This window comes from Pseudomonas sp. Bout1 (genome assembly GCF_034314165.1).
GTDB lineage: Bacteria > Pseudomonadota > Gammaproteobacteria > Pseudomonadales > Pseudomonadaceae > Aquipseudomonas.
Map to the genome: position 1 here is coordinate 2,828,031 of NZ_JAVIWK010000001.1, position 21,567 is coordinate 2,849,597.

The following is a 21,567-nucleotide window of genomic DNA, read 5'->3' on the forward strand; positions in this document are numbered from 1 at the left end:
AAGGTTCAGCCCTTGGCCGTGCGTTTGGCTTTTTCCGGGTCGTCAAAGGGCAGGGCGTGAGTGGCGGCGGTGCCTTCGAGGCTGCCGCGCACCTGCAGCGCAATGCCGGGTTGCGAGCAGGCGACGCTCATGCGTGCGATGGCCATCGAGCGTTTGCTGAGGCGCGAATACATGCCGCAAGTGACCACGCCGACTTGCTGGCCGCCGTGCCACAGGGTGTCGCCGGCCTCGGCAGGGCGTACGCCGTCGAGCAGCACCCCGGTGATCTTGAAACGCTCCTGGCCGCGCAGGCGCAGGTGTTCTTCCGCGCCACGAAACGCTTGCTTGCCAGGGGAGACGGTGAAGTCCAGGCCCATTTCCCAGAGGGTGTCGCCGGCTTTCTGGTCGGCGAAGGGGTACATCTGCGAGTTGTCGTAGGGGAAAAACATCAGCGAGCTTTCCACCCGCAGCCAGTCCAGGGCGGTGAACGCACACGGGATAATACCCAGGCTCGCGCCCTGTTCCAGGATGGCGTCCCACAGCGCTGGCGCATCGGCCGCCTTGCAGAAAATCTCGTAGCCGCGTTCGCCGGTGTAACCCGTGCGGGAGATCATCACCGGGCGGTCGAAGAGGCGGGTTTGCAGGTGATGGAAATACGCTAACTGGCGGATGCCGGGCACGTGCTCGGCAAGAAAATCCACCGCCAGCGGGCCTTGCAGCGACAGGTCGTGCAGGTCGTCATCGAACAGCACCGCCACTTGCCGGCCCTGGGCAGAACGCACCAGCATTTCATGCCCGGTGCCGGCGCCATGCACTACCATGAATGCGTTGGGCCCGGTGCGGTAGACGATGCAGTCATCGACAAATTTGCCGTCCTCATCGAGCATCGAGGCGTACACCGATTTGCCGGGGTAGAGCTTGGCGATATCGCGGGTGGTCGCCCACTGCAACAGGCTCTCGGCGTGGGGGCCTACGTAGTGGACTTTTTTCAGCCCCGACACGTCCATCAACCCGGCGCGGGTGCGGATCGCCTGATGGTGGTCGGCCAGTTCGCTGGTGTAGGTCCAGGCGGTGCCCATGCCGTTCCAGTCTTCGAGGTTTGAGCCGAGGGCGCGGTGCCGCTCGGCCAATGCAGAAATACGCCATGAGTGGGTCATGTAAGGATCCTTTTGCTGGGAAATGAAGGTCAGGCGTGCGGGTCGAATTGGCTCAGCCACTCCACCAGCGTGTGTCGGTAGCGGGTCATGCCCTTGTAGTCGGCGATGGGCTCGGGCAGGTCGCGCAGCACGCGGTGCAGGCGGCAGCCCCAGCCGGGTTGGGTCACCAGTTCCTGCATGCTGATCAGGTAAGTGCGGATGCTGAACATCACCGCGTTGCTGCGGGGCAGGCGCGCCATCACTTGCAGCTCGACCCGCAGGTGCACCTGTTGCCCGACGTTTTGGGCGGTGATCTGGCCGCGGTCCGCGCCCCATTCATGAAAGGTCTCGGGGGATGAGTCCAGGCGCGGGTTGATGGTCAGGGTCCAGTTCAGGCGCCGCACGGGCTGGCCGGCCTGCAGGTTGAGCAGGTACTTCAGCGCACGCTCGAACACGCCCAGTTGATGGGCCATGGGCACCGGTGCATGCCACTGCTTGAAGCTCATGCCGGCGTCGAAGGCCAGTGACCAGTCGGCCGGGCCGGTGATCAGGCCGGCGTCCATGTACAGGTCGCCGTCGCGCTGGTCGAGCAGCGCGAAGTCTCCTTGCACCTGGCGCCCGATGAATTCCAGCGGCTCACAGGGCAGGCTGGTGGCATCGCCAAATACAAAGTGCTGGTTGATCTCCAGCAGGCGGTTGCGCCAATGCCAACGGTCGCCATCACGCGCCAGGCTGAACCACTGCGGGTAGTCGGCGGCCAGGTGCTCCATGAGCATCTGCAACGCATCCCAGGCGGCCACTTGCATGTGTGGCAACACCAGGTAGCGACGCGGGTCCTTGTCCAGCACCAGCGCGCGCTCGGCCATTTCCGAGCGGTAGTGCTCGTCGATGTCAAAGCCATGCTCATAGATCGAGCCGGGGTCGCGCGAGGTGGCCGGCTCGATATTCACCGAGTACAGGTAACTGTCTTCGATAAACGGAAAGGGAAAGCGACGAATTGCCGTCGGGCTGTTGTGAAAGCTGAAGTCATCCCGATAGCTCAACACGGGGCTCGTTTGAAGAGGCATGGTCAACAACTCCTAAAGGTCCAGCGAAACGCATGGGCCGTTGCCGCGAGAGACGCAGGGCATCAGAAAATCGGCCTGTTCGGCCGGGGTGAGGAAGCTGTCGCGGTGTTCGATGGCGCCGCCCATGTGGCGCGTCATGCACTGGCCGCACACCCCGCCGCGGCACAGGTTGGGCACCTGCAGGCCGGCGGTTTCCAGGGCTTCGAGCAGGCTCTGTTCAGCCTCGACCCGCAGGCGCCGGTCACTGCGCAACAGGTGCAGGTCGAACGGTTGGCCCGGTTGGGCGCCCTTGAATGCTTCCGAATGCACACGTTTGGGCGGCCAACCGAGGCGCGCGGCCTGGTGCTCGACGGCGTCGAGCAGGGACTGCGGGCCGCAGGTGTAGACGTGGCTGCCCAGCGGTCGGTTGCCAAGGATTCGGCTCAGGTCCGGGCGGCTGGCGTAGGTATGCAGGCGGGCGCCGAGGCGCTGTTGCAACTCGTCCAGGTAGGCGTCGCTCAGGCCGGGGCGGTACAGGTAATGCAATTCGAACTCGGCCTGCTGGTTTTCGAGGGCTGCGATGTAGGCCATGAACGGCGTGATACCGATGCCGGCGGCGATCAGGATGTGCCGGCGGGCCGTGGCGTGCGGTGCAAACAGATTGGCCGGTGGCGAGATCTGCAAGGTGTCGCCGACCTGCACTTGCCGATGCAGGTACTGCGAACCGCCACGGGAAGTGTCTTGCAGGCGCACGGCGATACGATAATGCCGGTTGTGCGCCGGGTCGCTGGTCAGTGAATAGGCGTTGCGCACCTTGCCTTCGGCCAGCGGCAAATGCACCTGCACATGGCTGCCGGGCGAGAAGCCGGGCAGGGCGCCGTCGCACGCCACCAGGGTGAACTCGCGCACCACCGGCGTGAGCATTCTCGCCGCGCTGACCCGCACGTTGAGGGACGCGCTCATGGCTGAAACCCCGCATAAGGCTTGTCGGGGTTGTTGCACACGCCCAGGTAAGCCCCCAGCCGCCTGGAAAAATGCCTGCGTACTTCCAGCCCGACATGGCAACCGATGCAATTCAGCAAGGGTTCCGGCCCGCCTGCCTGGATCAGCCCACAGTGGGCGCAATACACCAGGCGCTCGCCGGGCAGCGAGCAGGTCAGGTTGATCTCATCGTCTTCAAGGCCCGCGGCGCGTGCGTCGCCGTGGATGCGCCACACGAACGCTTCATCGCCCAGCAGGTACAGCCGACACCCCACGGTTGCGCTGGCCAGCACCTGCTGCAAGCGCCGGGCGAAGTCTGGCTGGTCGCCGATCAGCACCAAAGGTTGGTCCAGTGCCGCGACAACTTCGATGCCGACGGTTGCCGATTGCATCACCACGATGGGGCGGTTGTGGGGGTGGTTCATGCGGGCTCTCCAAGGTGCGTTTTGTTTCCTGTTGGGAGAGATACTTTCCTATGGGGAAAATCTTCTCAATCTGGAAAAAGGGCTATGCCTTTGGAGATAAGCCTTGCGCGACGACCGTGCGGGGCATGGAAGTTGCTGGTCTTAACGTAACGTTGAGCATCCGGGCGGGGAGTTATCGAGAGTGCGAACACGACAGCAATGGTGGCCGCTCTGGTTGGGGCCTGTGCGCCCCGAACAGGCACGTAGCGTGCGCAGGCTGCTGGCCGGGTTGCCTTTGGGCCAGGCGCACGCTGACGGTGCCTTGTCGGGTTTCGTGGACCGTTTCGACGCATTGTTGCCCGCCGGCAAGCTCACCCTGATCTTTGGTGGCGAAGACCTGGGGCCGGCCCGGCGCGGGTTGATCGAAGGCTGCCAGGACGTGGCGCGCTGCCCTTGGCGTGACGCCACCGCAGCCGACACGCCCGAGGCTTGTGGCCCATGCCGGCACCGGGGCGTGCATCGCCTGGTATGCGCCTTGCCGGAGGGGCACAAGGGCGTGTTGCTGCTCGACACCCCCCGCCGGGCCGGCGCCAGTTGGCGCCAGCTCATGGAGGAGGCCGCGCAGGCAGTCGGTGTCACCGTACGCCTGCGCAGCCACACTCTTGAGCAACAGCGCAAACAAGCGACGTCCCGGCACGGTGCGCTGGCCCGTGAGCTGCACGATTCGGTGGCGCAGCAGTTGGGTTACCTGTCGTTCCAGGCCCACGGGCTGCACTCGCAACTGGGCGAACCGGCGCAAGCCAGCGCCGGCCTGCAGGACCTGTGCGCGGGCTTGAGCCAACTGCAGCGCCAGGTGCGCGAACTGATCACCAGCGCCCGCCTGACCATGGACGGGCGCTCGCTGCGCCAGGCGCTGGCCGACTCCGTCGCGGAGTTCTCGCGGCGTTGCATCATCGTGTTCGAACTGGATAACCGCCTGGCCGACGACGCCCTGAGCCCGGAAACCGAGTTGCAGATTCTGCAGATTATTCGTGAGGCCCTGGCCAACGCAGTGCGTCATTCCCACGCGCGGCACGTGCGTATTGAACTGCGCCAGACCCAGGACGGCGCTGCATCGGTGTCGGTGGAGGATGACGGCATTGGCCTGAGCCAGGCCTGCGGCGAAGACAACCACTTCGGCCTGGCGATTATTCGCGAGCGCGCCGCCAGCATCGGCGCGCGGCTGACCATTGAAGCGATCCGCCCGCACGGGGTGCGCGTGCACCTGGGCCTGAATCGCAACCAAGACCTGCCACAGGGGAGTCTCGATGGACTGCACGACCTTATTACTGATCGATGATCACCCACTGTTTCGCAAGGGCCTGGCGCAGCTATTCGATGCCAGCGATGACTTCGAAGTGGTGGGGCAAGCGGCCAGTGGCCGTGAAGGCATCAACCTGGCCGTGAGCCTGACGCCGCAGCAGGTCCTGCTGGATTTGCACATGCCGGGCCTCAGCGGTTTGCAGGTACTGGATGAACTGCGCCAATTGCGTCTCGATTGCCAGGTGGTGGTGCTGACCGCCTCGATGGACCGCGCCGAATTGCTCAGTGCCTTGCGCCTCGGCGCCAGTGGTTATGTGCTCAAGGAAACCGAGCCCGATGCGTTGTTGGCCTACATGCGCAATTGCCACAAAGGTGCGATTGTGCTGGATGCGGCCTTGATTGCGCTGCTGGCTGACCAGGCCGCACCGGCGCAACACTGCGAGGCTGCGGGCAGTGGCAACCTCACTGAGCGCGAAGGCCAGACCCTGGCATTGATCGCCGCCGGCATGAGCAACAAGCAGATCGGCCGGGAACTGGGGATCAGCGATGGCACGGTAAAAATCTACGTGCGCAGCCTGTTGCAAAAACTCGGCCTGCACTCGCGGCTGGAGCTGGCGGCCCGGGTGCACAGCGGTGCATTGATGAAACACGAGGAGCGCCATTAGATGAGGGAAAGCCCCGAAGCCTTTGAGCAGGCCCCGCCGGCGCACCTGATGGATCGCTTTCCGGCCGCCCTGCTCGAATTGCGCGACAACGGCCAGATCGCGCACTTCAACCTGGCCTGGGCCGAGCTGATGGGGCAGCCGGGTACGGAGCGCAACCTGATGGATTACGTGCACCAGGAAGACCGCCCGTTGTGGCGCCAGGCCTTGAACGAACTGCGCCGGCGCCCCGACACCTCATTCAACCAGCGCCTGCGCTTTGTGCATCCTTGTGGCGAGTTACGCTGGTTCGAGGTCAGCCTCAAGCGCGGCGCGCAAGGGTTCTACCTGGTGGCGGGTGATGTGACGGCGCACAAGCGCCGCGAGATTGCCTTGCAGGCCAGCCAGCGCAGCAGCATGAGTTTGCTCGACAGCATGCCGGGGCTGGTCTATCGGGGGCGCAACAACCGCGACTGGACCATGGAATTCGTGAGTGCCGGGTGCCTGCAATTGACCGGTTACCCTGCCGAGCGGCTGGTGGACAACCATGAGTTCACCTACAACAGCCTGATCCTGGCGCAGTACGCCGATTACGTCTGGCGCGAGGTGCAATATGCGTTGTCGCGGCACGAGCCGTTCGAACTCAATTACCAGATTCGCTGCGCCGATCAGTCGATCAAGCAGGTGTGGGAGAAAGGCGTGGGGATTTATGCCGATACCCGCGAGGTGCTGGGGATCGAGGGGGCGATTTTCGAACGTAAAACCTTGTGATGAGCGAGCTTGCCCCGCGTTGGGCTGCCCAAGCAGCCCCATCAATCTGTGGTGAACCCGACGGGGGACACGCCCCCTCACCACAACCAGCCCGTTCCCACAAAGGCTGACTCAGTGTGCCCCGGCAGCCTTGTTCAAATCACTTTGCGCCCACTGCGTATACACACACGCATCCGCTGTGGCCCAGCGCACCCGCACCGGGTCGCCGGCCTTGAGCGGCATGCCCGCAGCAGACAAGGCCTTGACCGTCATCGAGGTGCCGCCCAGGGTTTTCACCGCGCAGGTCTGGCTTTCCCCGAGGAACAGCACTTCGCCCACGATCGCTGATACTTCATTCCAGCCCGCCGACAGCGGCTGCCCGGCGGCCTGTTCGACGCTCAACGCCAGGGCTTTTTCCGGGCGCACCATCAGTAGCACGTCCTGATCGGTACGCAGCCCGGCGGTCAGGCGGATCGACACGGGTTGGCTTTCGAACATGCCGACCGCGTTGCCCTGGACCTTGAGCTTGAGGAAGTTGGAGTTGCCCAAAAACGAGGCGACAAACGCATTCGGTGGGTTCTGGTACAGGTCGAAGCCGCTGCCGAGGCCGACGATCTTGCCGTGGCTGAAAATCGCGATGCGCTGGGACAGGCGCATGGCTTCTTCCTGGTCGTGGGTCACGTAGACAATGGTGATGCCCAGGCGCCGGTGCAACTGGCGCAGTTCGTCCTGCAAGTCTTCACGCAGTTTCTTGTCCAGGGCGCCGAGGGGTTCGTCCATCAGCAGGATGCGTGGTTCATACACCAGCGCCCGGGCGATGGCGACACGCTGCTGTTGGCCGCCGGAGAGTTGCGAAGGGCGGCGATGGGCAAACTCTTCCAGCTGCACCAGCTTGAGCATGGCGTCCACGCGCTTCTCGCGCTCGGCGCTCGCCAGTTTGCGAATCGCCAGGGGGAAGGCGATGTTGTCGCGCACCGACAAGTGCGGGAACAGCGAGTAGCGCTGGAACACCATGCCGATGTCGCGCTTGTGCGGCGGTACATTGACCAGCGATTGGTTGCCCACCAGGATCTCGCCGCTGCTCGGCGTTTCAAAACCGGCGAGCATCGACAGCGTGGTGCTTTTGCCCGAGCCGCTGGAGCCGAGGAAGGTGAGGAATTCGCCGTCCTTGATGTCCAGCGAGATGTTGTCCACGGCGGCAAATTCGCCGTAGTACTTGTTCAGGTTGCGCAGGCTTACCAGGGGTTGCTCGTTGCCTTGCGCGGACTCTTTGATTACTGCACTCATGTTCTTCTCCTGGGCTCAGGGCCGGGTTTCGGTGCGCCGGCGAACGGCGGCGGCAATCACCATGACCAGCACCGAGATGCCGATCAGCAACGTCGAAGCGACGGCGATCACAGGCGTCAGGTCCTGGCGCAGGGTGGTCCACATTTTTACGGGAAGGGTTTGCAGGGTCGGGCTGGCCATCATCACGCTGAGCACCACTTCGTCCCACGAGACCAGAAAGGCGAACAGCGCGCCGGCCACCATCCCTGGGCGAATCGCCGGGAAGGTCACCTTGAACACCGCCTGCAAGCGCGACGCGCCGCAGATCACCGCAGCGTCTTCAATTGATTGATCGAACAGCTTCAACGAGTTGATGATCGAGATGATGGTGAACGGCAGCGCGACGATCACATGGCTGACCACAAAGGCGAACATCGTGCCGGTGTAGCCGAGTTTGAGGAACAGCGCGTACACCGCTACCGCAATGATCACCAGCGGCACAATCATCGGCAGGGTGAACAGCCCGTAGAGCAACTCGCGGCCGGGGAACCGCCCGCGCACCAGGGCAAATGCGGTGGGCAGGCCCAGCGCCACGGCAAACACCGTGGTCAGCACAGCGACCTTGAGGCTGGCCACGGCGGCGTTCATCCAGTCGGGGTTGGAGAAGAACTGGCCGTACCATTTCAGCGTCCAGCCGGGCGGCGGGAAGACCAGCCATTGGGACGAACCAAACGAGAGCAGCACGATGAATACGATCGGCAGCAGCAGGAACAGCCCAATCACACCGGTGGTGGTATACAGGCCCAGGCGCATCCTGCGGCTCATGGCATTGGGAGTCAGGAGCATGACGGCTTACCTCGCGTTGCTGGCGCCAACCGGGGATTCCGGCTGAAGCTTCAGGTAGAAGTAGAACAGCACCAGCGTGATGAAGATCAGCAACGCGGCCCCGGCACTGGCCAGGCCCCAATTGAGGAACGACTGCACCTGCTGAATGATGAACTCAGGCAGCATCATGTTCTGCGCACCACCGAGCAGCGCCGGGGTGACGTAGTAACCGAGGGACATCACAAACACCATCAAGCCGCCGGAAAACAGCCCCGGCCGGCATAGCGGCAGGAACACCCGGAAGAAGTTGGTCCAGGGGCTGGCGCCGCAAATTGAGCCGGCCTGCAGGATCATCGGGTCGATGGCCTGCATGGTCGCCTGCAACGGCAGCACGATAAACGGGATCATGATGTAGCTCATGCCGATTACCACGCCGGTCAGGTTGTGCACCATCTCCAGGGGTTGATCGATGATGCCCATCGCCATCAGCGCCTTGTTGATCACGCCGGAGGCCTGCAACAGCACCAGCCAGGAGTACGTGCGGGCGAGGAGGCTGGTCCACATCGACAACAGCACGATGCTCAGGATCCAGCGTCCCCAGCCGCGTGGCACCAGGGTAATGGCCCACGCCAGCGGAAAGCCCAGCAACAAGCTGAACAGGGTCACCAGGCCCGCCACCGAAAAGGTGTTGAGCAACACCCGGGCGTAGGCCGAGTTGGCGAACAGCTGTTGGTAATTGCCAAGCCCCGGCACCGGCTCCAGCACGCCGCGCAGCAGCAGGCCGATCAGCGGCGCCAGAAAGAACAGACCAAGGAACAGCAAGGCCGGGATCAGGTTGCTTGAACCGCGCCAGCGCTGCGCCAGGGACGGCGAAACGGCTTTACCGCCAGCCTTGCCGGCAGCGCCAACGGCGCTCCCGGTGGGCGTGGTTGCCGTCATTTTCATTTGACTAGCCATTCATTCCACCGTGTCGCAATGGCCGGGCCGTTCTTGGCCCAGTAGGCGAAATCGAGGGTGATCTGGTCCTTGGCATACGCCGTCGGCAGGTTGGGCGCCAGGACTGAATCCAGGCGCTGCACGCTGTCGATGTTCACCGGTGCATAGGCGGTCAGGTTGGAGAAGTCTGCCTGGCCCTTGGCGCTGCTGGCGCTGGCCAGGAACTTCATGGCCGCCGCCTTGTTTTTCGAGCCCTTGGGTACAACCAGAATGTCGGCCATCACCAGGTTCTGCTTCCAGCTTACGCCCACTGGTGCGCCGTCTTCCTGCAGCGCGTGAATGCGTCCGTTCCAGAACTGGCCCATGCTGACTTCGCCGGAGGCCAGCAGCTGTTGCGACTGTGCACCGCCACCCCACCAGACGATGTCTTTCTTGATGGTGTCGAGTTTCTTGAAAGCGCGGTCCAGGTCCAGCGGGTACAGCTTGTCGGCGGGTACACCGTCGGCCAGCAGGGCCAACTCAAGCACGCCCGGGCTCGGCCATTTGTAGAGGGCGCGTTTGCCTGGGAAGGTCTTGGTGTCGAACAGGGCGGTCCAGTCCTGGGGTTTGCCGGCGCCGAGCTTGCTCTCGTTATAGCCCAGCACGAAGGAGAAGAAGAACGAACCCACGCCGTGGTCAGACACGAAGCGCGGGTCGATCTTGTCGCGCTGGATCACCGAGAAATCGAGGGGTTCGAGCAAGCCTTCGGCGGCGGCACGCAAGGCGAAGTCGGCCTCCACATCCACCACGTCCCACTGCACGTTACCGCTTTCGACCATGGCCTTGAGTTTGCCGTAGTCGGTGGGGCCATCCTGGACCACGGTGATGCCGCTGGCCTTGCTGAACGGGTCGGCCCAGGCCTGCTTCTGCGCATCCTGGGTGCTACCGCCCCAGCTCACGAAATTGACGCTTTCGGCTGCCAGGGCCACGTGGGAGGCCGTGGCCAATAAACCCGCGAACAGCACCGCGGTTGCACGTTTGTTCAACACCATTTTCACGCCCTCATTTGTTTTGTTATTGAGCGGGCTTGGTAATGCCCGCCTATCGGGAGCAGTAGGTCCAGCGGGGCCTCTAATCGGGCCCCAAAGGGCGACCGTGCCAAGGGCTGTTATTCGTGCTTTCCCTGGCGGGCGCACTTGGCAGGAACGTTCGGTCTATGGAATGTCATATTATGGTATTCCAAACTTTGTGCAAGCATTTTGCCTTACCGGTTATCCGTCATTCGGTGAAAGGAATGCTCTCGACCACCTCAAGGTCGTAGCCGGTCAAACCGGCGTATTTCAGGGGCGGGCCGAGGTGGCGCAGTTTGCCGACGCCGAGGTCCTGCAAGATCTGCGCCCCGGTACCGACTTCGGAATAGATGCGTGATTGCGAGCGGTTGAATTGCCGGGGCGCCTGGGTCAGTTGCGGCACACGCTCCAGCAGTGCCTGGGATGACTCATGATTGGCCAGCACCACCACCACGCCGCAGCCTTCGGCGGCCACCCGCTGCAAGGCGGCCCACAACGTCCAGTTGGACGGGCCGCTGTATTCAGCGCCGACCAGGTCGCGCAGCGGGTCGATCACATGCACCCGCACCAGGGCGGGTTCGTCGCGGCGCAACTGGCCCATGACCATCGCCATGTGCACGCCGCCTTCGATGCGGTCTTCGAAGGTGATCAGGCGAAACGTGCCATGCACCGTCGGCAGGTCGCGTTCGCCAATGCGCACCACGGTGCGTTCGGTGCTCAAGCGGTAGTGAATCAGATCGGCGATGGTGCCGATCTTGATCCCGTGCCTGCGGGCGAATACTTCCAGGTCGGGACGGCGGGCCATGGTGCCGTCATCGTTCATCACTTCGACGATCACCGAGGCCGGCGTATGCCCGGCCAGGCGCGCCAGGTCGCAGCCGGCTTCGGTGTGGCCGGCGCGGGTCAGTACACCGCCGTCCTTGGCGCGCAGCGGGAAGATATGGCCCGGTTGCACAATGTCTGCAGGGCCGGCATTAATGTCGACGGCCGCCGCCACGGTGCACGCGCGGTCAGCAGCAGAAATACCGGTGGTGACGCCGACGGCCGCTTCGATGGACACGGTAAATGCGGTACTGAACACGCTGCCATTGCTCGGCACCATCTGTTCCAGGCCGAGGCGCTGGCAATGTTCATCGGTGAGTGTCAGGCAAATCAGGCCACGGGCTTCACGGGCCATGAAGCTGATAGCCTCGGCGGTGCAGCAGTCGGCAGGCAGCAACAGGTCGCCTTCGTTTTCCCGATCTTCGTCGTCCACCAGGAGCACCATCTTGCCCTGGCGGTAGTCTTCGATGATTTCTGCAATGCTGTTGAACGACATGTAGGGTGCTCGAATTATTGGTTGTATGTATTATGGTATACCATAAAATCTAATCAAGAGGATGTCACGATGAAGGCGTACTGGATTGCCCATGTGAATGTGGCGGATGCAGAGCAATACACGCAGTACACCCAGCGCGCACCGGCGGCGTTTGCGAAGTTTGGCGGGCGTTTTCTGGCCAGGGGCGGGCGCAGCGCCGCGATGGAAGGCGGGCCTGCGACGCAGCGCAATGTGGTGATCGAGTTCGACAGCTACGACCAGGCGGTGGCGTGCTATGAGTCTGAGGAGTACCAGCAGGCGAGGGCGCACCGAGAAGGCGTGGCTCAGGCGCAGATCATTATTGTGGAAGGCTTGGCACCCTAGGTTTATCAGGTGTAAAGCGATTCAAATGTGGGGCTTGCTGTAGTGAGCGGGCTTGCCCCGCGCTGGGCTGCGAAGCAGCCCCATTAATCTGTAGTGAACCCGAAGGGCTACAAGCCCCCCCACCACAGCCAGCCCCCCATTTTGAACCGAGTCCGGTCTGAACATCAGCGGATAAAGTGAATCCTGCCGCTGTCGTCGTTGCCGATGTAGATGCCGTAGACACCGGCCTGGCGTTCCTCGATATAACGTTCGAGGATCTGCCGAATCGCCGGGTAGTAGATGCTGTCCCAGGGAATATCCTCGGGCGCGAAGAATTTGTAGTCCAGGGTTTCCGGGCCGAACTGGCCGGTAATCTCCAATGCGACGGCGCGAAAGATGATGTACACCTCGCTGATCTTCGGCACGCTGAAGATCGAGTAGGGCGACACGATCTCTGCACGCACGCCGCTTTCTTCCCAGACTTCCCGCAGTGCCGCCTGCTCCGTGGTTTCGCCACCTTCCATAAAGCCGGCCGGCAGCGTCCAGGTGCCAGGGCGTGGCGGGATCGCCCGTTGGCACAGCAGGTACTTGCCGTCCTGCTCGATGATGCAGCCAGCGATGATCTTCGGATTAACGTAGTGGATGTAGCCGCAGCCGCGGCACATCAGGCGCTCATGCGTATCGCCCGGCGGCAGTTGGTGACCTAAATCACTGCCACCGCATTTCGGGCAAAAGCCTGGGCTGAACACGGTCAGTGACCTATGCGCGGTTCTTTAAGCGCGATAGGCAGGATGATCTCGGGAATCTTGCCGGTCTCTTCCTGCTTGCGCTTGAGGTAATCCAGGGCAACGGCGGCGGCGGCGCGCACATGGTCGACGCAGGCCTGGTGGGCCGCCAGCGGGTCGCCGCTCTTGATCGCCTGCACCATGCGTTCCATTTCCTGGTTGCTGGTACCGCGACGGTTTTCCTGGGACACCGACGTGGCGCGCAGGTAGCTGATGCGCGCCTGCAACTGACGCAGCTGGGTGGCGGCGACATGGTTGCCAGACCCTACCAGCAGGACGTCGTAGAAACCCTGCACCGAGTCGATGACTTGTTGCAGTTCACCGTCCTTGAGGGCCTTGCGGTTTTCCTCCAGGGCTTTTTCCAGGGCCTTGATGTCCTTGGCCTTGGCACGCAGGGTGAACAACTGCACGATCAAGCCTTCAAGCACGCAGCGCAGTTCGTAAATATCGACGGCATCGGCCAGGGTAATGATCGCCACCTGCGGGCCCTTGGCATCGGCGAATTCCACCAGGCCTTCCGACTCCAGGTGACGCAAGGCTTCGCGCACCGAGGTGCGGCTGACGCCGAGGCGGTCGCACAGGTCGCGCTCCACCAGGCGGTCACCCGGCAACAGCTGGAAGTTCATGATGGCGCTGCGCAGTTTCTCCAGCACGATTTCGCGCAGGGTAACCGGGTTGTGATTGACCTTGAAGCTGTCGTCGAGTGGCAGGCGTTTCATGGGGTCTGCTCTGAATGGGGCGGTTAACTGGAGGCCTCGGCACCGGCTTTGGCAAAGGCTTGAGGGGCCAGCCGGGGCCGATTGAGGGCCAAAATCTTCGGCAAGTTTATCACGCTGCGTTCTTTAAGCGACAAACCCTCACCGCCCCCGGCGTCTGCTCACGCCAGTGTTGGTAGCGGGCCCAGCTTGCCCTTGTGGTAGATCATCGGCGTCACCGGTTGCTCGGGGAGGATCAGGTTCTTTACTGCGCCTACGATGATCGCGTGGTCGCCGCCGTCGTATTCGCGCCACAGCTCGCACTCGATAATCGCCGTGGCGTTGGCCAGCAGTGGGTTGCCCAAGTCGCTCAGGTGCCACTCGATGCCCTTGGCCTTTTCCTTGCCTTTGCTGGCAAACGCATAGGCTTCAGCCGTCTGGTCGGCAGACAGCAGGTGAATCGCAAAGCGCTTGCTGTCGCGCAGGATAGGGTAGGTGTCTGACGCATAGTTGGGGCAGAACAGCACCAGCGCCGGGTCAATCGACAGCGCGCTGAACGCACTGGCGGTGATACCGACGATGCCGCCCTCCGGGTCCAGGGTGGTCACCACCGTGACGCCGGAAGGAAACGAGCTCATGACGTCTTTGTAAATGCCGGGTTCGATCATGGTTGGGGTCTCTTAGCGCATCACGAAAGGGTCAGGCATCGGGGCCTGGGAAAGGTTGATCCACACCGTCTTCAACTCGGTGTAGGCCAGCACCGAATCGATGCCGCTTTCGCGTCCATAGCCACTGTTCTTGAAGCCGCCGATGGGCGCCATGGCCGATACGGCGCGGTAGGTGTTGACCCAGATGATGCCCGAGCGCACGTCCCGCGCCAGCCGGTGGGCGCGGCCCAGGTCGCGGGTCCAGATGCCGGCGGCCAGGCCGAACTGCGAGTCGTTGGCGATGGCCAGGGCCTGGGCTTCGTCCTTGAAGCGGATGACCGACGCCACCGGGCCAAACACTTCTTCTTGCATGATCTTCATCGAATTGCTGTCGCATTCGAACAGCGTCGGCTCATAGAACCAGCCGTCGCCGAGGTTCTGCGGGCGCTTGCCGCCGGTGCGCAGGCGCGCGCCTTCGGCGATGGCATCGGCCACCAGGCCTTCGACCACGGCCAGTTGCTGCGCGGTGGCCATGGGGCCCATTTCGCTGGCGTCGTCCTGTGGGTTGCCGATGCGAATGCGTTGGGCACGCTCCACCAGGCGCTCGACGAATTCGTCATAGATTTCATCCTGCACCAGCAAGCGCGAGCCAGAGACGCAGCTCTGCCCGGAGGCGGCATAAATGCCGGCAATGGCGCCGTTGATGGCGCTGTCGAGGTCGGCGTCGGCAAAGATGATATTCGGGGATTTGCCGCCCAGTTCAAGGGACAGCTTGGCGAAGTTTTCGGCGCTGCTGCGCACCACATGCCGTGCCGTAGCGGCGCCGCCGGTGAAGGCGATCTTGCGCACCAGCGGGTGGCGGGTCAGGGCCGCGCCGGTGCTGGGACCGTATCCGGTGACCACGTTGACCACACCCGGCGGAATGCCGGCTTGCAGCGCCAGGCGCGCCAGTTCAAGAATGGTCGCCGAGGCGTGCTCCGATGGTTTGATCACGATGGTATTGCCCGCCGCCAGGGCCGGCGCGAGTTTGATCGCGGTCAGGTACAGCGGGCTGTTCCACGGAATAATCGCGGCGACCACGCCCATGGCTTCATGCACGGTGTAGGCAAACAGGTCGGGCTTGTCCAGCGGCAGGGTGCCGCCTTCGAGCTTGTCGGCAAGGCCTGCGGTGTAGTGGAAAAATTCCGGCAGGTAACTGACCTGGCCGCGGGTTTCACGGATCAGCTTGCCGTTGTCACGGCTTTCTAGCTGCGCCAGTTGCTCCTTGTTCTCGGCGATCAGGTCGCCGAGACGGCGCAACAGCTTGCCCCGTGCGGTGGCGGTGAGGCCGCGCCAGGCCGGGCTTTCGAAGGCGCTTTGCGCGGCGTTCACGGCGCGCTCCACGTCGGCTTCGTCAGCATCGGGCAACTGCGCCCAGGGTTCGGCCAGCGCCGGGTTCAGGCTGTCGAAGGTCTTGCCGGACAGGGCGTCAACCCATTCGCCGCCGATGCACATCTGGAAGCGTTCAAGTGTCATGCCACGATCCCCTTTATCGGGTGTTGTTGGGAGTGTGCCGTTTCGAGGAAGCCCAGCAAGAGCTGGTTGACCAGGCGCGGCGATTCGACTGGCATCATATGCCGTTGCTCCGGCAAAACGGCCACGGTCGCGCCGGGAATACGCTCTGCCAGTTGCCGGGCCATTTGCGGTGTCGAGCCGGGGTCCAGCTCCCCGGTGGCGACCAGCGTCGGCGCCTGGATGCTGCCCAGGTCGTCGGCGCGGTACATGTCCTGGGTCGCGAACAGTTCATAGGTGGTCAGGTAACCCTGAGGGTCGTTGCCCGCCAGGGTCTGGCGCAACGCAGCAATCTGCGCCGGGTTGGCGGCCTGGTATTCACGGCTGAACCAGCGCGACAGGGCGGCTTCGGCGTTCGCGTCGGGCCCGTGTTCAGCAGCCTGGGCGGTACGTGCGATCACCCCGGCGCGCTGCTCGGGGCTGCGATTGAACACACTGTTAAGCACCACCAGGCTTTGCAGGCGCTGCGGGTAATGCAGGGCAAAGGCACGAGCCACCAGGCCGCCCATGGAAAACCCGATCACCGTCGCCAGGGGCAATTGCAGGTGGTCGAGCAGTTCCAGCAGTTGGTCGGCATAGCCCAGCAGCGGCGTACCGCTCTGCGGGCGGGGGCTGGCGCCATGCCCGAGCATGTCATAGGCAATGACGCGGTACCGGGTGGCGAGGCCGACCACCTGGCCGCCCCACATTTCTTTATTCAGGCCCACGCCGTGGATCAAAACCACAGGCTGGCCTTGGCCGGTCGCCAGGTAACTGGTGCCAGCCGGGGTACGTTCAGCGGTGAGCCGAATCATGGAGCGCTCCTGCATGCCTTTTATTTGAGTGCCGGTCTTGCTTACTGGGCTTTTTCAGCCGCCAGCTCTTCCAGGTCGATGTAGCGATTGCCGATGCGCGGGTGTAGGCGGCCACCGTCGGCGCAGCCCAGGACCACGACGATTTCGTCGGCGCGGGGCGCGTCTTCAATCTTCATTTCAAGGGTGATGTAGTGCGAGCGCAGGCCTTCGTCGTCCTTGTGCATCATCGGCACCTGAATCGACGTGCCCGGGCCGCCGCGCTTGTTGGTGAAGCTCAGGTAGCTCTTGGCCTTGACTGCTTCGCGATAGTGGTTGCCGAAGCGCAGGGTATGGATGATCGCCGAGGCGTGCTCGATCTCACCGTCAGCACCGACTACGGCGGCCTTGCCGTAGGCCTGGATCTTGTCGGCGCCGCCGATAATCCCCACCAGGCGCTCCACCATCAGTGCGCCGAGATCGGAGCAGTTGGCACGGATTTCCGGTTTCAGGTCTTCTACGAAACCACGGCCCAGCCATGGGTTTTTCAGCACGACGGCGAGGCCGACCATCTTCACCGGCGTATCCGAGGCCTTGCCGCCTTCGATAAGGGTTTCTTCTACATAGCTGACGATTTTGCGGATTTCGAAACTCATGAACGGCTCCATCTGAGGCGGGTGATTTGCGTATGATGGTATACCATAATACGAGAAGCGCAATAGAGTGATGTTCATTGCTCTGCGGGTCAGCTGACAAATGGCTGGTAATCGGCCCGCCCACGGGGTCAAATCCCGCTTCAGTCACCTTCTTCGAGGCCCCCATGCAGTCTGAATCCGCCCCGTTGCCACTGCGCATCCTCATCGGCTTTTCTCCGCGCAGCGCCTCCGACGACTTGCTGCGCAGCATGGCGCCCGCATTTACCGCAGCGCTGGGCCGTGAAATCCGGATAGAGCTGATGCCCGGTGAACTCGGCGCCATCGCTGCCCGCGCATTGATCGCCAGCCCCGCAGACGGCAATACGCTCCTGGTTGCGACCTTCGGCACCCATGCCATCAACCCCAACCTGCGCTCCGACCTGGGCTATGACCCTCTACGGGACTTCGCGCCGGTGTGCCTGGCTACCCGTTCACCGCTGGTACTCGGCACGCGTTTGTCCCTGGGTGTAAACAACGTGCAGGCGCTGATTGAATTGGCCGCGCGGCAGACGTTGACTTACGGCAGTTCGGGTACCGGCAGCGCGCCGTATCTGGCCGGGTTGCTGTTCGAAAAACTGACCGGGGTAAAACTGCTGCACCGGGCTTATCCGGATACGCGTGATCTGTATGTAGCGCTGGGGGAGGGTAGTTTGGACTTGAGCTTCAACAACGTGGCCACCATGCTGGCGCCGGTGCGCGCGGGGCAACTGCGTGCACTGGCGGTTACCACGCCAGTGCGATGTACCGCATTGCCCCAGGTGCCAACGCTGGAGGAAGCAGGGTTGAGCGGTTATGCGCTGAATAACTGGCTGGGCTTTGTTGCCCCGGCCGGCACTTCAACCCAAGCCATAGCGTGGCTCAACCAAGCGATAGCCGAGGCGTTGAAGGCGCCCGAGACCCAGGCGCTGCTCAGGGAAAACGGGATTGATGAAGTGAGCGGCACCGCGCAGCAGTTTGCCCGTCACCTGGACGATGAATTGACGCGCTGGGCGTGGTTGCGCGGCTAGCGTTTCTGCGCACGCCCCAAGCCTCAACGGCTGCCAGTTGTTCTACTTCATCGAGCAGCCGGGCGAGCATCGTGTAAGTGGCTATTTTCAGGGCGGCTGGGTACACATCGTTGGTCGACTGCAAGGCCTGAACGTGATGTATAAGTTTCTCAATCGTCATCAACCATCTTTTTGGGGCGTGATACGCTAGCCATACTTTTGAATTGGCACTGGTCGTTCCCGCGTATACGGCGACAGTGAGGAGTGAACATGTCGAAAATTTCCCACCATGATCTACGGCGCTCGTTTCGCGAGTTGCTCGCCTCCCCAAACTGCTTTCACACCGCCTCGGTGTTCGACCCGATGTCGGCCCGGATCGCTTCGGACCTGGGCTTCGAAGTCGGTATCCTGGGTGGCTCGGTGGCTTCGCTGCAGGTACTGGCTGCACCGGACTTCGCGCTGATCACCTTGAGTGAATTCGTCGAGCAGGCCACTCGCATCGGCCGGGTGGCGCAGCTTCCGGTGATCGCCGACGCCGACCACGGCTACGGCAATGCGCTGAACGTGATGCGCACCGTCCAGGAACTGGAGCGCGCAGGCGTTTCGGCGCTGACCATTGAAGATACCTTGCTGCCCGCGCAGTTCGGGCGCAAATCCACCGACCTGATCAGCACCGAAGAGGGCGTGGGCAAGGTCAAGGCAGCCCTGGAGGCCCGAGTCGACCCGCAGCTTTCGATCATCGCGCGGACCAACGCTGCCGTGCTTCCGGTGGAAGACGTTATCCACCGCACCAAGGCGTATCAGGAAGCCGGCGCAGACGGCATCTGCATGGTGGGTATTCGTGACTTCGACCACCTTGAACAAATCGCTGAAGGCTTGACGGTTCCGCTGATGCTGGTGACCTATGCCAACCCGAACCTCAATGACAATGCACGCCTGGCCAAGCTGGGGGTGCGGATTGTGGTGGCCGGCCACGGCGCCTACTTTGCCTCGATCAAGGCGACCTACGACAGCCTTCGCGATCAGCGCAACCTCACGCGCAGCACGTCAAACCTGACGGCCAGCGAGTTGACCCATACCTATACGTTCCCCGACACCTACGTGAATTGGGCCAAAGAGTTCATGGACGTTCAAGAGTAAGCAAAGGGCGCATGCGCGGTGCTTGACTCATCGCGCCCAAGCGCCTGTATCCTGTCTAAGCTAATTCCATAAAATTATTTATTTTATTCTTTATAGATCAATATCATCTAACTGAGTTGACCCTTGAAGCGCCGGGACCCGCGCCGCTCAAGTCTTATCCGCTCAGGAATCTATAAAAAATGAAGACGCTTAAACTGGCCCGCAATCTCCTCTCGGCCGTAGGCCTCGCTGTCCTTTCCCTAAGTGCTCAATCCGCTGACCTGACCATCGGCTATATCAACGGCATCGACCCGATCAAACGCGCGATTGCCGATGGCGAATATGAACAGGGCATTGGCCAGAAAATCGATTGGCGTAAATTCGATGCGGGCCCGGCCGTGCTGGCCGCCATGGCTTCCGGCGATGTGCAGATCGGCAACCTCGGTTCAAGCCCGCTGGCTGCGGCGGCTTCGCGAAACATGCCGCTGGTGGCGTTTATCGTCAGCGCACAGATCCGCAGCTCCGAAGCGCTGGTGGTGCGCGACGGCAGCGGGATCAAGACCCCTGAAGACCTGATCGGCAAGACCATCGCCGTCCCCTTTGTATCCACCTCCCACTACAGCCTGCTGGGCGCGCTGAAGCACTGGAACCTGGACCCGCGCAAGGTCAACATCGTCAACCTGACCCCTGCACAAATCACCGCCGCCTGGGCCCGTGGCGACATCGACGGGGCGTTTACCTGGTCACCTGCCTTGGGTGAAATCCGCAAGACCGGCAAGATCCTCACGGACGCTGCCGAGGTGTCCAACTGGAGCGCCCCGACCTTTGAAGTGTGGGTCGCGCGTAAGGATTTCGCCGAAAAGAACCCGAAGGTCGTGGCCGACTTTGCCAGGGTCAGCCTGGCAGCGATTGCCGATTACGCGGCGCATAAAAAGGACTGGACCGCAGATTCTGCTCCGGTGAAGAGCATCGCCCGACTCACAGGCGCCAACGCTGCAGACATTCCCGAGTTGCTCGAAGGCTCTTCGTTCCCGACAGCCGCCGAACAAAAAAGCGCCGAATACCTCGCTGGCGGCACCGCCAAGGAAATCGGCAAGACCGCCGAGTTTCTGAAAGAGCAGGGGAAGATCGAAAAAGTCTTGCCTGACTATTCAGCCTTTGTCAGCGACAAGTTCATCGGGGAGTAGTCATGGGCCTGACGCTTCATCCACTTGGCCCTACCATCGGCGCCGAGGTTGAGGGGCTGGACATGTCCCTGCCTCTGACTGATCAACAGCACAAGTGCCGGCGTTCGGCGGCGATACATTGTGGGCCAATGGCGTAGCTGCGTTCGACGCGTTATCGGCCCCCATCCGGCACCTGCTCGACGGCCTGACCGCTACCCATGAGTTGACCAAATCATTTCCCACCGAGCGCTTTGGCAGTACACCTGAAGCACTGGAGCGCTACGAAAAAGCCAGGAACGATCATCCGCCGCTGCCACACCCGGTGGTCAGGACACATCCCGCCACGGGCCGCAAGGGCTGTTTGTGAATGAAGGTTTTACCACGCGAATCAATGAGCTTGAGGCCGCGGAAAGTGACGCGTTGCTGCGCTTGTTGTTCAGCCATGTGAGCCGTCCGGAATTCACCGTGCGTTGGCGATGGCAGGCAAATGATGTAGCGTTCTGGGATAACCGGATTACCCAGCATTACGCGATTGATGATTACCGGCCAGAAAGGCGGGTGATGCATCGTGCGACGATCTTGGGTGACGTGCCTTTTTGACGGAGGATCAGTCGATGGACCTGCCCCTGGTGATCAACCCGGACGACTACCTGGAAACTGAGTTTGGCAGGGAGTTCACGCCTGAGCGCAACCGACAGGCATGGCAGCTTGCCTATGCGCGCTTGAGACACGAGCTGTCACGCGCGGGGCAGGGCGCACATCTGTACGTGGTCATGGGCGTGCAAGGGGCCGGCAAGTCTCGCTGGGTCTCGGAAAACCTTGATCGGCTGGGGCGCGGCGCGATCGTCTTTGATGCGGCCTTGCCGGCGCGGCGTCATCGGGAGGAGCTGCTGTCCATCGCCAGGGAATATGCAATCCCGGTGAGCGGGATCCTGGTGAGTGCACCGCTGGCGTTGGCGTTGGCGCGAAACGCCCAACGCAATGCTGACAAGAGAGTGCCGGAGGACGCGCTGAAAAGCGTGTTCAGCCTGCTTGAACCACCGAGTGAAGACGAAGGATTTGTACGGGTACAAATCATTGAACAACACTCGAGTCTACCCACATCCCTGTAAACAGCCTGCATCAGGTCTTGGTGAGTTTCGTTCCAGTAGCCGGCTTGCCTCAACGTTCCTTCACGT

General features: G+C 62.4%; 23 protein-coding genes and 1 pseudogene. 9 read left to right on the forward strand and 15 right to left on the reverse strand.

Annotated features, from left to right (window positions below):
- Positions 1-5 precede the first annotated feature (5 nt).
- Genes RGV33_RS13175 through RGV33_RS13190 form a run of 4 tightly spaced genes read right to left on the reverse strand, consistent with a single transcriptional unit; the run spans position 6 to position 3,567 of the window.
- Positions 6-1,136: an aminomethyltransferase family protein gene (locus RGV33_RS13175; RefSeq protein WP_322144598.1), complete on the reverse strand. Its 1,131-nt coding sequence runs from the start codon at positions 1,134-1,136 to the stop codon at positions 6-8.
- Positions 1,137-1,165: 29 nt separating this feature from the next.
- Positions 1,166-2,182, reverse strand: coding sequence for a DUF3445 domain-containing protein (locus tag RGV33_RS13180; protein WP_322144599.1), 1,017 nt, complete (start codon positions 2,180-2,182; stop codon positions 1,166-1,168).
- Between the two features lie 12 nt (positions 2,183-2,194).
- Positions 2,195-3,124, reverse strand: a complete 930-nt coding sequence (locus RGV33_RS13185) for a PDR/VanB family oxidoreductase (protein ID WP_322144600.1) — start codon at positions 3,122-3,124, stop codon at positions 2,195-2,197.
- A complete protein-coding gene (locus RGV33_RS13190; RefSeq protein ID WP_322144601.1) occupies positions 3,121-3,567 on the reverse strand; it encodes a dimethylamine monooxygenase subunit DmmA family protein in 447 nt (148 codons plus the stop codon). Before RGV33_RS13190 ends, RGV33_RS13185 begins: the two co-directional genes overlap by 4 nt.
- Before the next feature lie 181 nt (positions 3,568-3,748).
- On the opposite strand from RGV33_RS13190, the gene RGV33_RS13195 reads away from it, so the two are divergent.
- The 3 genes from RGV33_RS13195 to RGV33_RS13205 are packed head-to-tail and all read left to right on the forward strand — an operon-like array spanning position 3,749 to position 6,260.
- Positions 3,749-4,885: an ATP-binding protein gene (locus RGV33_RS13195; protein ID WP_322144602.1), complete on the forward strand. Its 1,137-nt coding sequence runs from the start codon at positions 3,749-3,751 to the stop codon at positions 4,883-4,885.
- Entirely contained in the window at positions 4,854-5,513 is a 660-nt protein-coding gene (locus RGV33_RS13200) for a response regulator (protein ID WP_322144603.1), read from the forward strand. Before RGV33_RS13195 ends, RGV33_RS13200 begins: the two co-directional genes overlap by 32 nt.
- Positions 5,514-6,260 (forward strand): PAS domain-containing protein, encoded by a 747-nt coding sequence (locus tag RGV33_RS13205; protein ID WP_322144604.1) that lies wholly within the window; start codon positions 5,514-5,516, stop codon positions 6,258-6,260.
- A 111-nt stretch (positions 6,261-6,371) separates the two neighbouring features.
- Here the strand turns inward: RGV33_RS13205 and RGV33_RS13210 are convergent, their stop codons facing one another.
- The 5 genes from RGV33_RS13210 to ribBA form a co-directional block, all read right to left on the reverse strand.
- A complete protein-coding gene (locus tag RGV33_RS13210) occupies positions 6,372-7,526 on the reverse strand; it encodes an ABC transporter ATP-binding protein (RefSeq protein WP_322144605.1) in 1,155 nt (384 codons plus the stop codon).
- A 15-nt stretch (positions 7,527-7,541) separates the two neighbouring features.
- Positions 7,542-8,351 carry an ABC transporter permease gene (locus RGV33_RS13215; protein ID WP_322144606.1) on the reverse strand — a complete coding sequence of 270 codons (810 nt, stop codon included), beginning with the start codon at positions 8,349-8,351 and terminating at the stop codon, positions 7,542-7,544.
- A 6-nt stretch (positions 8,352-8,357) separates the two neighbouring features.
- Positions 8,358-9,275 (reverse strand): ABC transporter permease, encoded by a 918-nt coding sequence (locus RGV33_RS13220; RefSeq protein ID WP_322148669.1) that lies wholly within the window; start codon positions 9,273-9,275, stop codon positions 8,358-8,360.
- Positions 9,272-10,297: an ABC transporter substrate-binding protein gene (locus RGV33_RS13225; RefSeq protein ID WP_322144607.1), complete on the reverse strand. Its 1,026-nt coding sequence runs from the start codon at positions 10,295-10,297 to the stop codon at positions 9,272-9,274. The genes RGV33_RS13220 and RGV33_RS13225 overlap by 4 nt, the downstream gene beginning before the upstream one ends.
- Before the next feature lie 226 nt (positions 10,298-10,523).
- Positions 10,524-11,633: a bifunctional 3,4-dihydroxy-2-butanone-4-phosphate synthase/GTP cyclohydrolase II gene (gene ribBA / locus RGV33_RS13230; protein ID WP_322144608.1), complete on the reverse strand. Its 1,110-nt coding sequence runs from the start codon at positions 11,631-11,633 to the stop codon at positions 10,524-10,526.
- A 69-nt stretch (positions 11,634-11,702) separates the two neighbouring features.
- Here ribBA and RGV33_RS13235 point away from each other — a divergent pair, with 69 nt between their 5' ends.
- A complete protein-coding gene (locus tag RGV33_RS13235; protein WP_322144609.1) occupies positions 11,703-11,996 on the forward strand; it encodes a DUF1330 domain-containing protein in 294 nt (97 codons plus the stop codon).
- Positions 11,997-12,160: 164 nt separating this feature from the next.
- Here the strand turns inward: RGV33_RS13235 and RGV33_RS13240 are convergent, their stop codons facing one another.
- The 6 genes from RGV33_RS13240 to RGV33_RS13265 all read right to left on the reverse strand — a co-directional run bounded on the left by RGV33_RS13240 (position 12,161) and on the right by RGV33_RS13265 (position 17,079).
- Positions 12,161-12,724: an NUDIX hydrolase gene (locus tag RGV33_RS13240; protein WP_322144610.1), complete on the reverse strand. Its 564-nt coding sequence runs from the start codon at positions 12,722-12,724 to the stop codon at positions 12,161-12,163.
- Between the two features lie 2 nt (positions 12,725-12,726).
- Positions 12,727-13,479 (reverse strand): GntR family transcriptional regulator, encoded by a 753-nt coding sequence (locus tag RGV33_RS13245; RefSeq protein ID WP_322144611.1) that lies wholly within the window; start codon positions 13,477-13,479, stop codon positions 12,727-12,729.
- 158 nt (positions 13,480-13,637) lie between these two features.
- Complete coding sequence (locus RGV33_RS13250) at positions 13,638-14,123, reverse strand: flavin reductase family protein (protein ID WP_322144612.1); 486 nt, start codon at positions 14,121-14,123, stop codon at positions 13,638-13,640.
- A 12-nt stretch (positions 14,124-14,135) separates the two neighbouring features.
- A complete protein-coding gene (locus RGV33_RS13255) occupies positions 14,136-15,617 on the reverse strand; it encodes an aldehyde dehydrogenase (RefSeq protein WP_322144613.1) in 1,482 nt (493 codons plus the stop codon).
- Complete coding sequence (locus RGV33_RS13260) at positions 15,614-16,447, reverse strand: alpha/beta fold hydrolase (protein ID WP_322144614.1); 834 nt, start codon at positions 16,445-16,447, stop codon at positions 15,614-15,616. The genes RGV33_RS13255 and RGV33_RS13260 overlap by 4 nt, the downstream gene beginning before the upstream one ends.
- Before the next feature lie 41 nt (positions 16,448-16,488).
- Positions 16,489-17,079, reverse strand: coding sequence for an amino acid synthesis family protein (locus tag RGV33_RS13265; protein WP_322144615.1), 591 nt, complete (start codon positions 17,077-17,079; stop codon positions 16,489-16,491).
- 164 nt (positions 17,080-17,243) lie between these two features.
- Between RGV33_RS13265 and RGV33_RS13270 the strand changes: the two genes are divergently transcribed.
- The 5 genes and pseudogenes from RGV33_RS13270 to RGV33_RS13290 all read left to right on the forward strand — a co-directional run bounded on the left by RGV33_RS13270 (position 17,244) and on the right by RGV33_RS13290 (position 21,501).
- Positions 17,244-18,125, forward strand: a complete 882-nt coding sequence (locus RGV33_RS13270) for a tripartite tricarboxylate transporter substrate binding protein (RefSeq protein WP_322144616.1) — start codon at positions 17,244-17,246, stop codon at positions 18,123-18,125.
- A gap of 249 nt (positions 18,126-18,374) precedes the next feature.
- Positions 18,375-19,244: an oxaloacetate decarboxylase gene (locus tag RGV33_RS13275; protein ID WP_322144617.1), complete on the forward strand. Its 870-nt coding sequence runs from the start codon at positions 18,375-18,377 to the stop codon at positions 19,242-19,244.
- A gap of 179 nt (positions 19,245-19,423) precedes the next feature.
- Positions 19,424-20,410: a taurine ABC transporter substrate-binding protein gene (gene tauA / locus RGV33_RS13280; protein ID WP_322144618.1), complete on the forward strand. Its 987-nt coding sequence runs from the start codon at positions 19,424-19,426 to the stop codon at positions 20,408-20,410.
- 82 nt (positions 20,411-20,492) lie between these two features.
- A pseudogene (locus RGV33_RS13285) lies at positions 20,493-20,989 on the forward strand (TauD/TfdA family dioxygenase); the annotation flags it as partial.
- A gap of 14 nt (positions 20,990-21,003) precedes the next feature.
- The gene (locus RGV33_RS13290) at positions 21,004-21,501 is read left to right on the forward strand and encodes an AAA family ATPase (RefSeq protein WP_322144619.1); all 498 of its coding nucleotides are present in this window, start codon (positions 21,004-21,006) and stop codon (positions 21,499-21,501) included.
- Positions 21,502-21,567: the final 66 nt, after the last annotated feature.

Excerpts from the sequence above, each read along its gene's own strand:
- RGV33_RS13255 (WP_322144613.1), bottom strand. The coding sequence starts at position 15,617 with ATGACACTTGAACGCTTCCAGATGTGCATCGGCGGCGAATGGGTTGAC.
- RGV33_RS13245 (WP_322144611.1), bottom strand. The coding sequence starts at position 13,479 with ATGAAACGCCTGCCACTCGACGACAGCTTCAAGGTCAATCACAACCCG.
- RGV33_RS13215 (WP_322144606.1), bottom strand. The coding sequence starts at position 8,351 with ATGCTCCTGACTCCCAATGCCATGAGCCGCAGGATGCGCCTGGGCCTG.
- RGV33_RS13220 (WP_322148669.1), bottom strand. The coding sequence starts at position 9,275 with ATGAAAATGACGGCAACCACGCCCACCGGGAGCGCCGTTGGCGCTGCC.
- RGV33_RS13205 (WP_322144604.1), top strand. The coding sequence starts at position 5,514 with ATGAGGGAAAGCCCCGAAGCCTTTGAGCAGGCCCCGCCGGCGCACCTG.
- RGV33_RS13210 (WP_322144605.1), bottom strand. The coding sequence starts at position 7,526 with ATGAGTGCAGTAATCAAAGAGTCCGCGCAAGGCAACGAGCAACCCCTG.
- RGV33_RS13275 (WP_322144617.1), top strand. The coding sequence starts at position 18,375 with ATGTCGAAAATTTCCCACCATGATCTACGGCGCTCGTTTCGCGAGTTG.
- RGV33_RS13290 (WP_322144619.1), top strand. The coding sequence starts at position 21,004 with ATGGACCTGCCCCTGGTGATCAACCCGGACGACTACCTGGAAACTGAG.
- RGV33_RS13185 (WP_322144600.1), bottom strand. The coding sequence starts at position 3,124 with ATGAGCGCGTCCCTCAACGTGCGGGTCAGCGCGGCGAGAATGCTCACG.
- RGV33_RS13270 (WP_322144616.1), top strand. The coding sequence starts at position 17,244 with ATGCAGTCTGAATCCGCCCCGTTGCCACTGCGCATCCTCATCGGCTTT.
- RGV33_RS13180 (WP_322144599.1), bottom strand. The coding sequence starts at position 2,182 with ATGCCTCTTCAAACGAGCCCCGTGTTGAGCTATCGGGATGACTTCAGC.
- RGV33_RS13235 (WP_322144609.1), top strand. The coding sequence starts at position 11,703 with ATGAAGGCGTACTGGATTGCCCATGTGAATGTGGCGGATGCAGAGCAA.
- RGV33_RS13190 (WP_322144601.1), bottom strand. The coding sequence starts at position 3,567 with ATGAACCACCCCCACAACCGCCCCATCGTGGTGATGCAATCGGCAACC.
- RGV33_RS13250 (WP_322144612.1), bottom strand. The coding sequence starts at position 14,123 with ATGATCGAACCCGGCATTTACAAAGACGTCATGAGCTCGTTTCCTTCC.
- tauA (WP_322144618.1), top strand. The coding sequence starts at position 19,424 with ATGAAGACGCTTAAACTGGCCCGCAATCTCCTCTCGGCCGTAGGCCTC.
- ribBA (WP_322144608.1), bottom strand. The coding sequence starts at position 11,633 with ATGTCGTTCAACAGCATTGCAGAAATCATCGAAGACTACCGCCAGGGC.
- RGV33_RS13260 (WP_322144614.1), bottom strand. The coding sequence starts at position 16,447 with ATGATTCGGCTCACCGCTGAACGTACCCCGGCTGGCACCAGTTACCTG.
- RGV33_RS13175 (WP_322144598.1), bottom strand. The coding sequence starts at position 1,136 with ATGACCCACTCATGGCGTATTTCTGCATTGGCCGAGCGGCACCGCGCC.
- RGV33_RS13225 (WP_322144607.1), bottom strand. The coding sequence starts at position 10,297 with ATGGTGTTGAACAAACGTGCAACCGCGGTGCTGTTCGCGGGTTTATTG.
- RGV33_RS13265 (WP_322144615.1), bottom strand. The coding sequence starts at position 17,079 with ATGAGTTTCGAAATCCGCAAAATCGTCAGCTATGTAGAAGAAACCCTT.
- RGV33_RS13200 (WP_322144603.1), top strand. The coding sequence starts at position 4,854 with ATGGACTGCACGACCTTATTACTGATCGATGATCACCCACTGTTTCGC.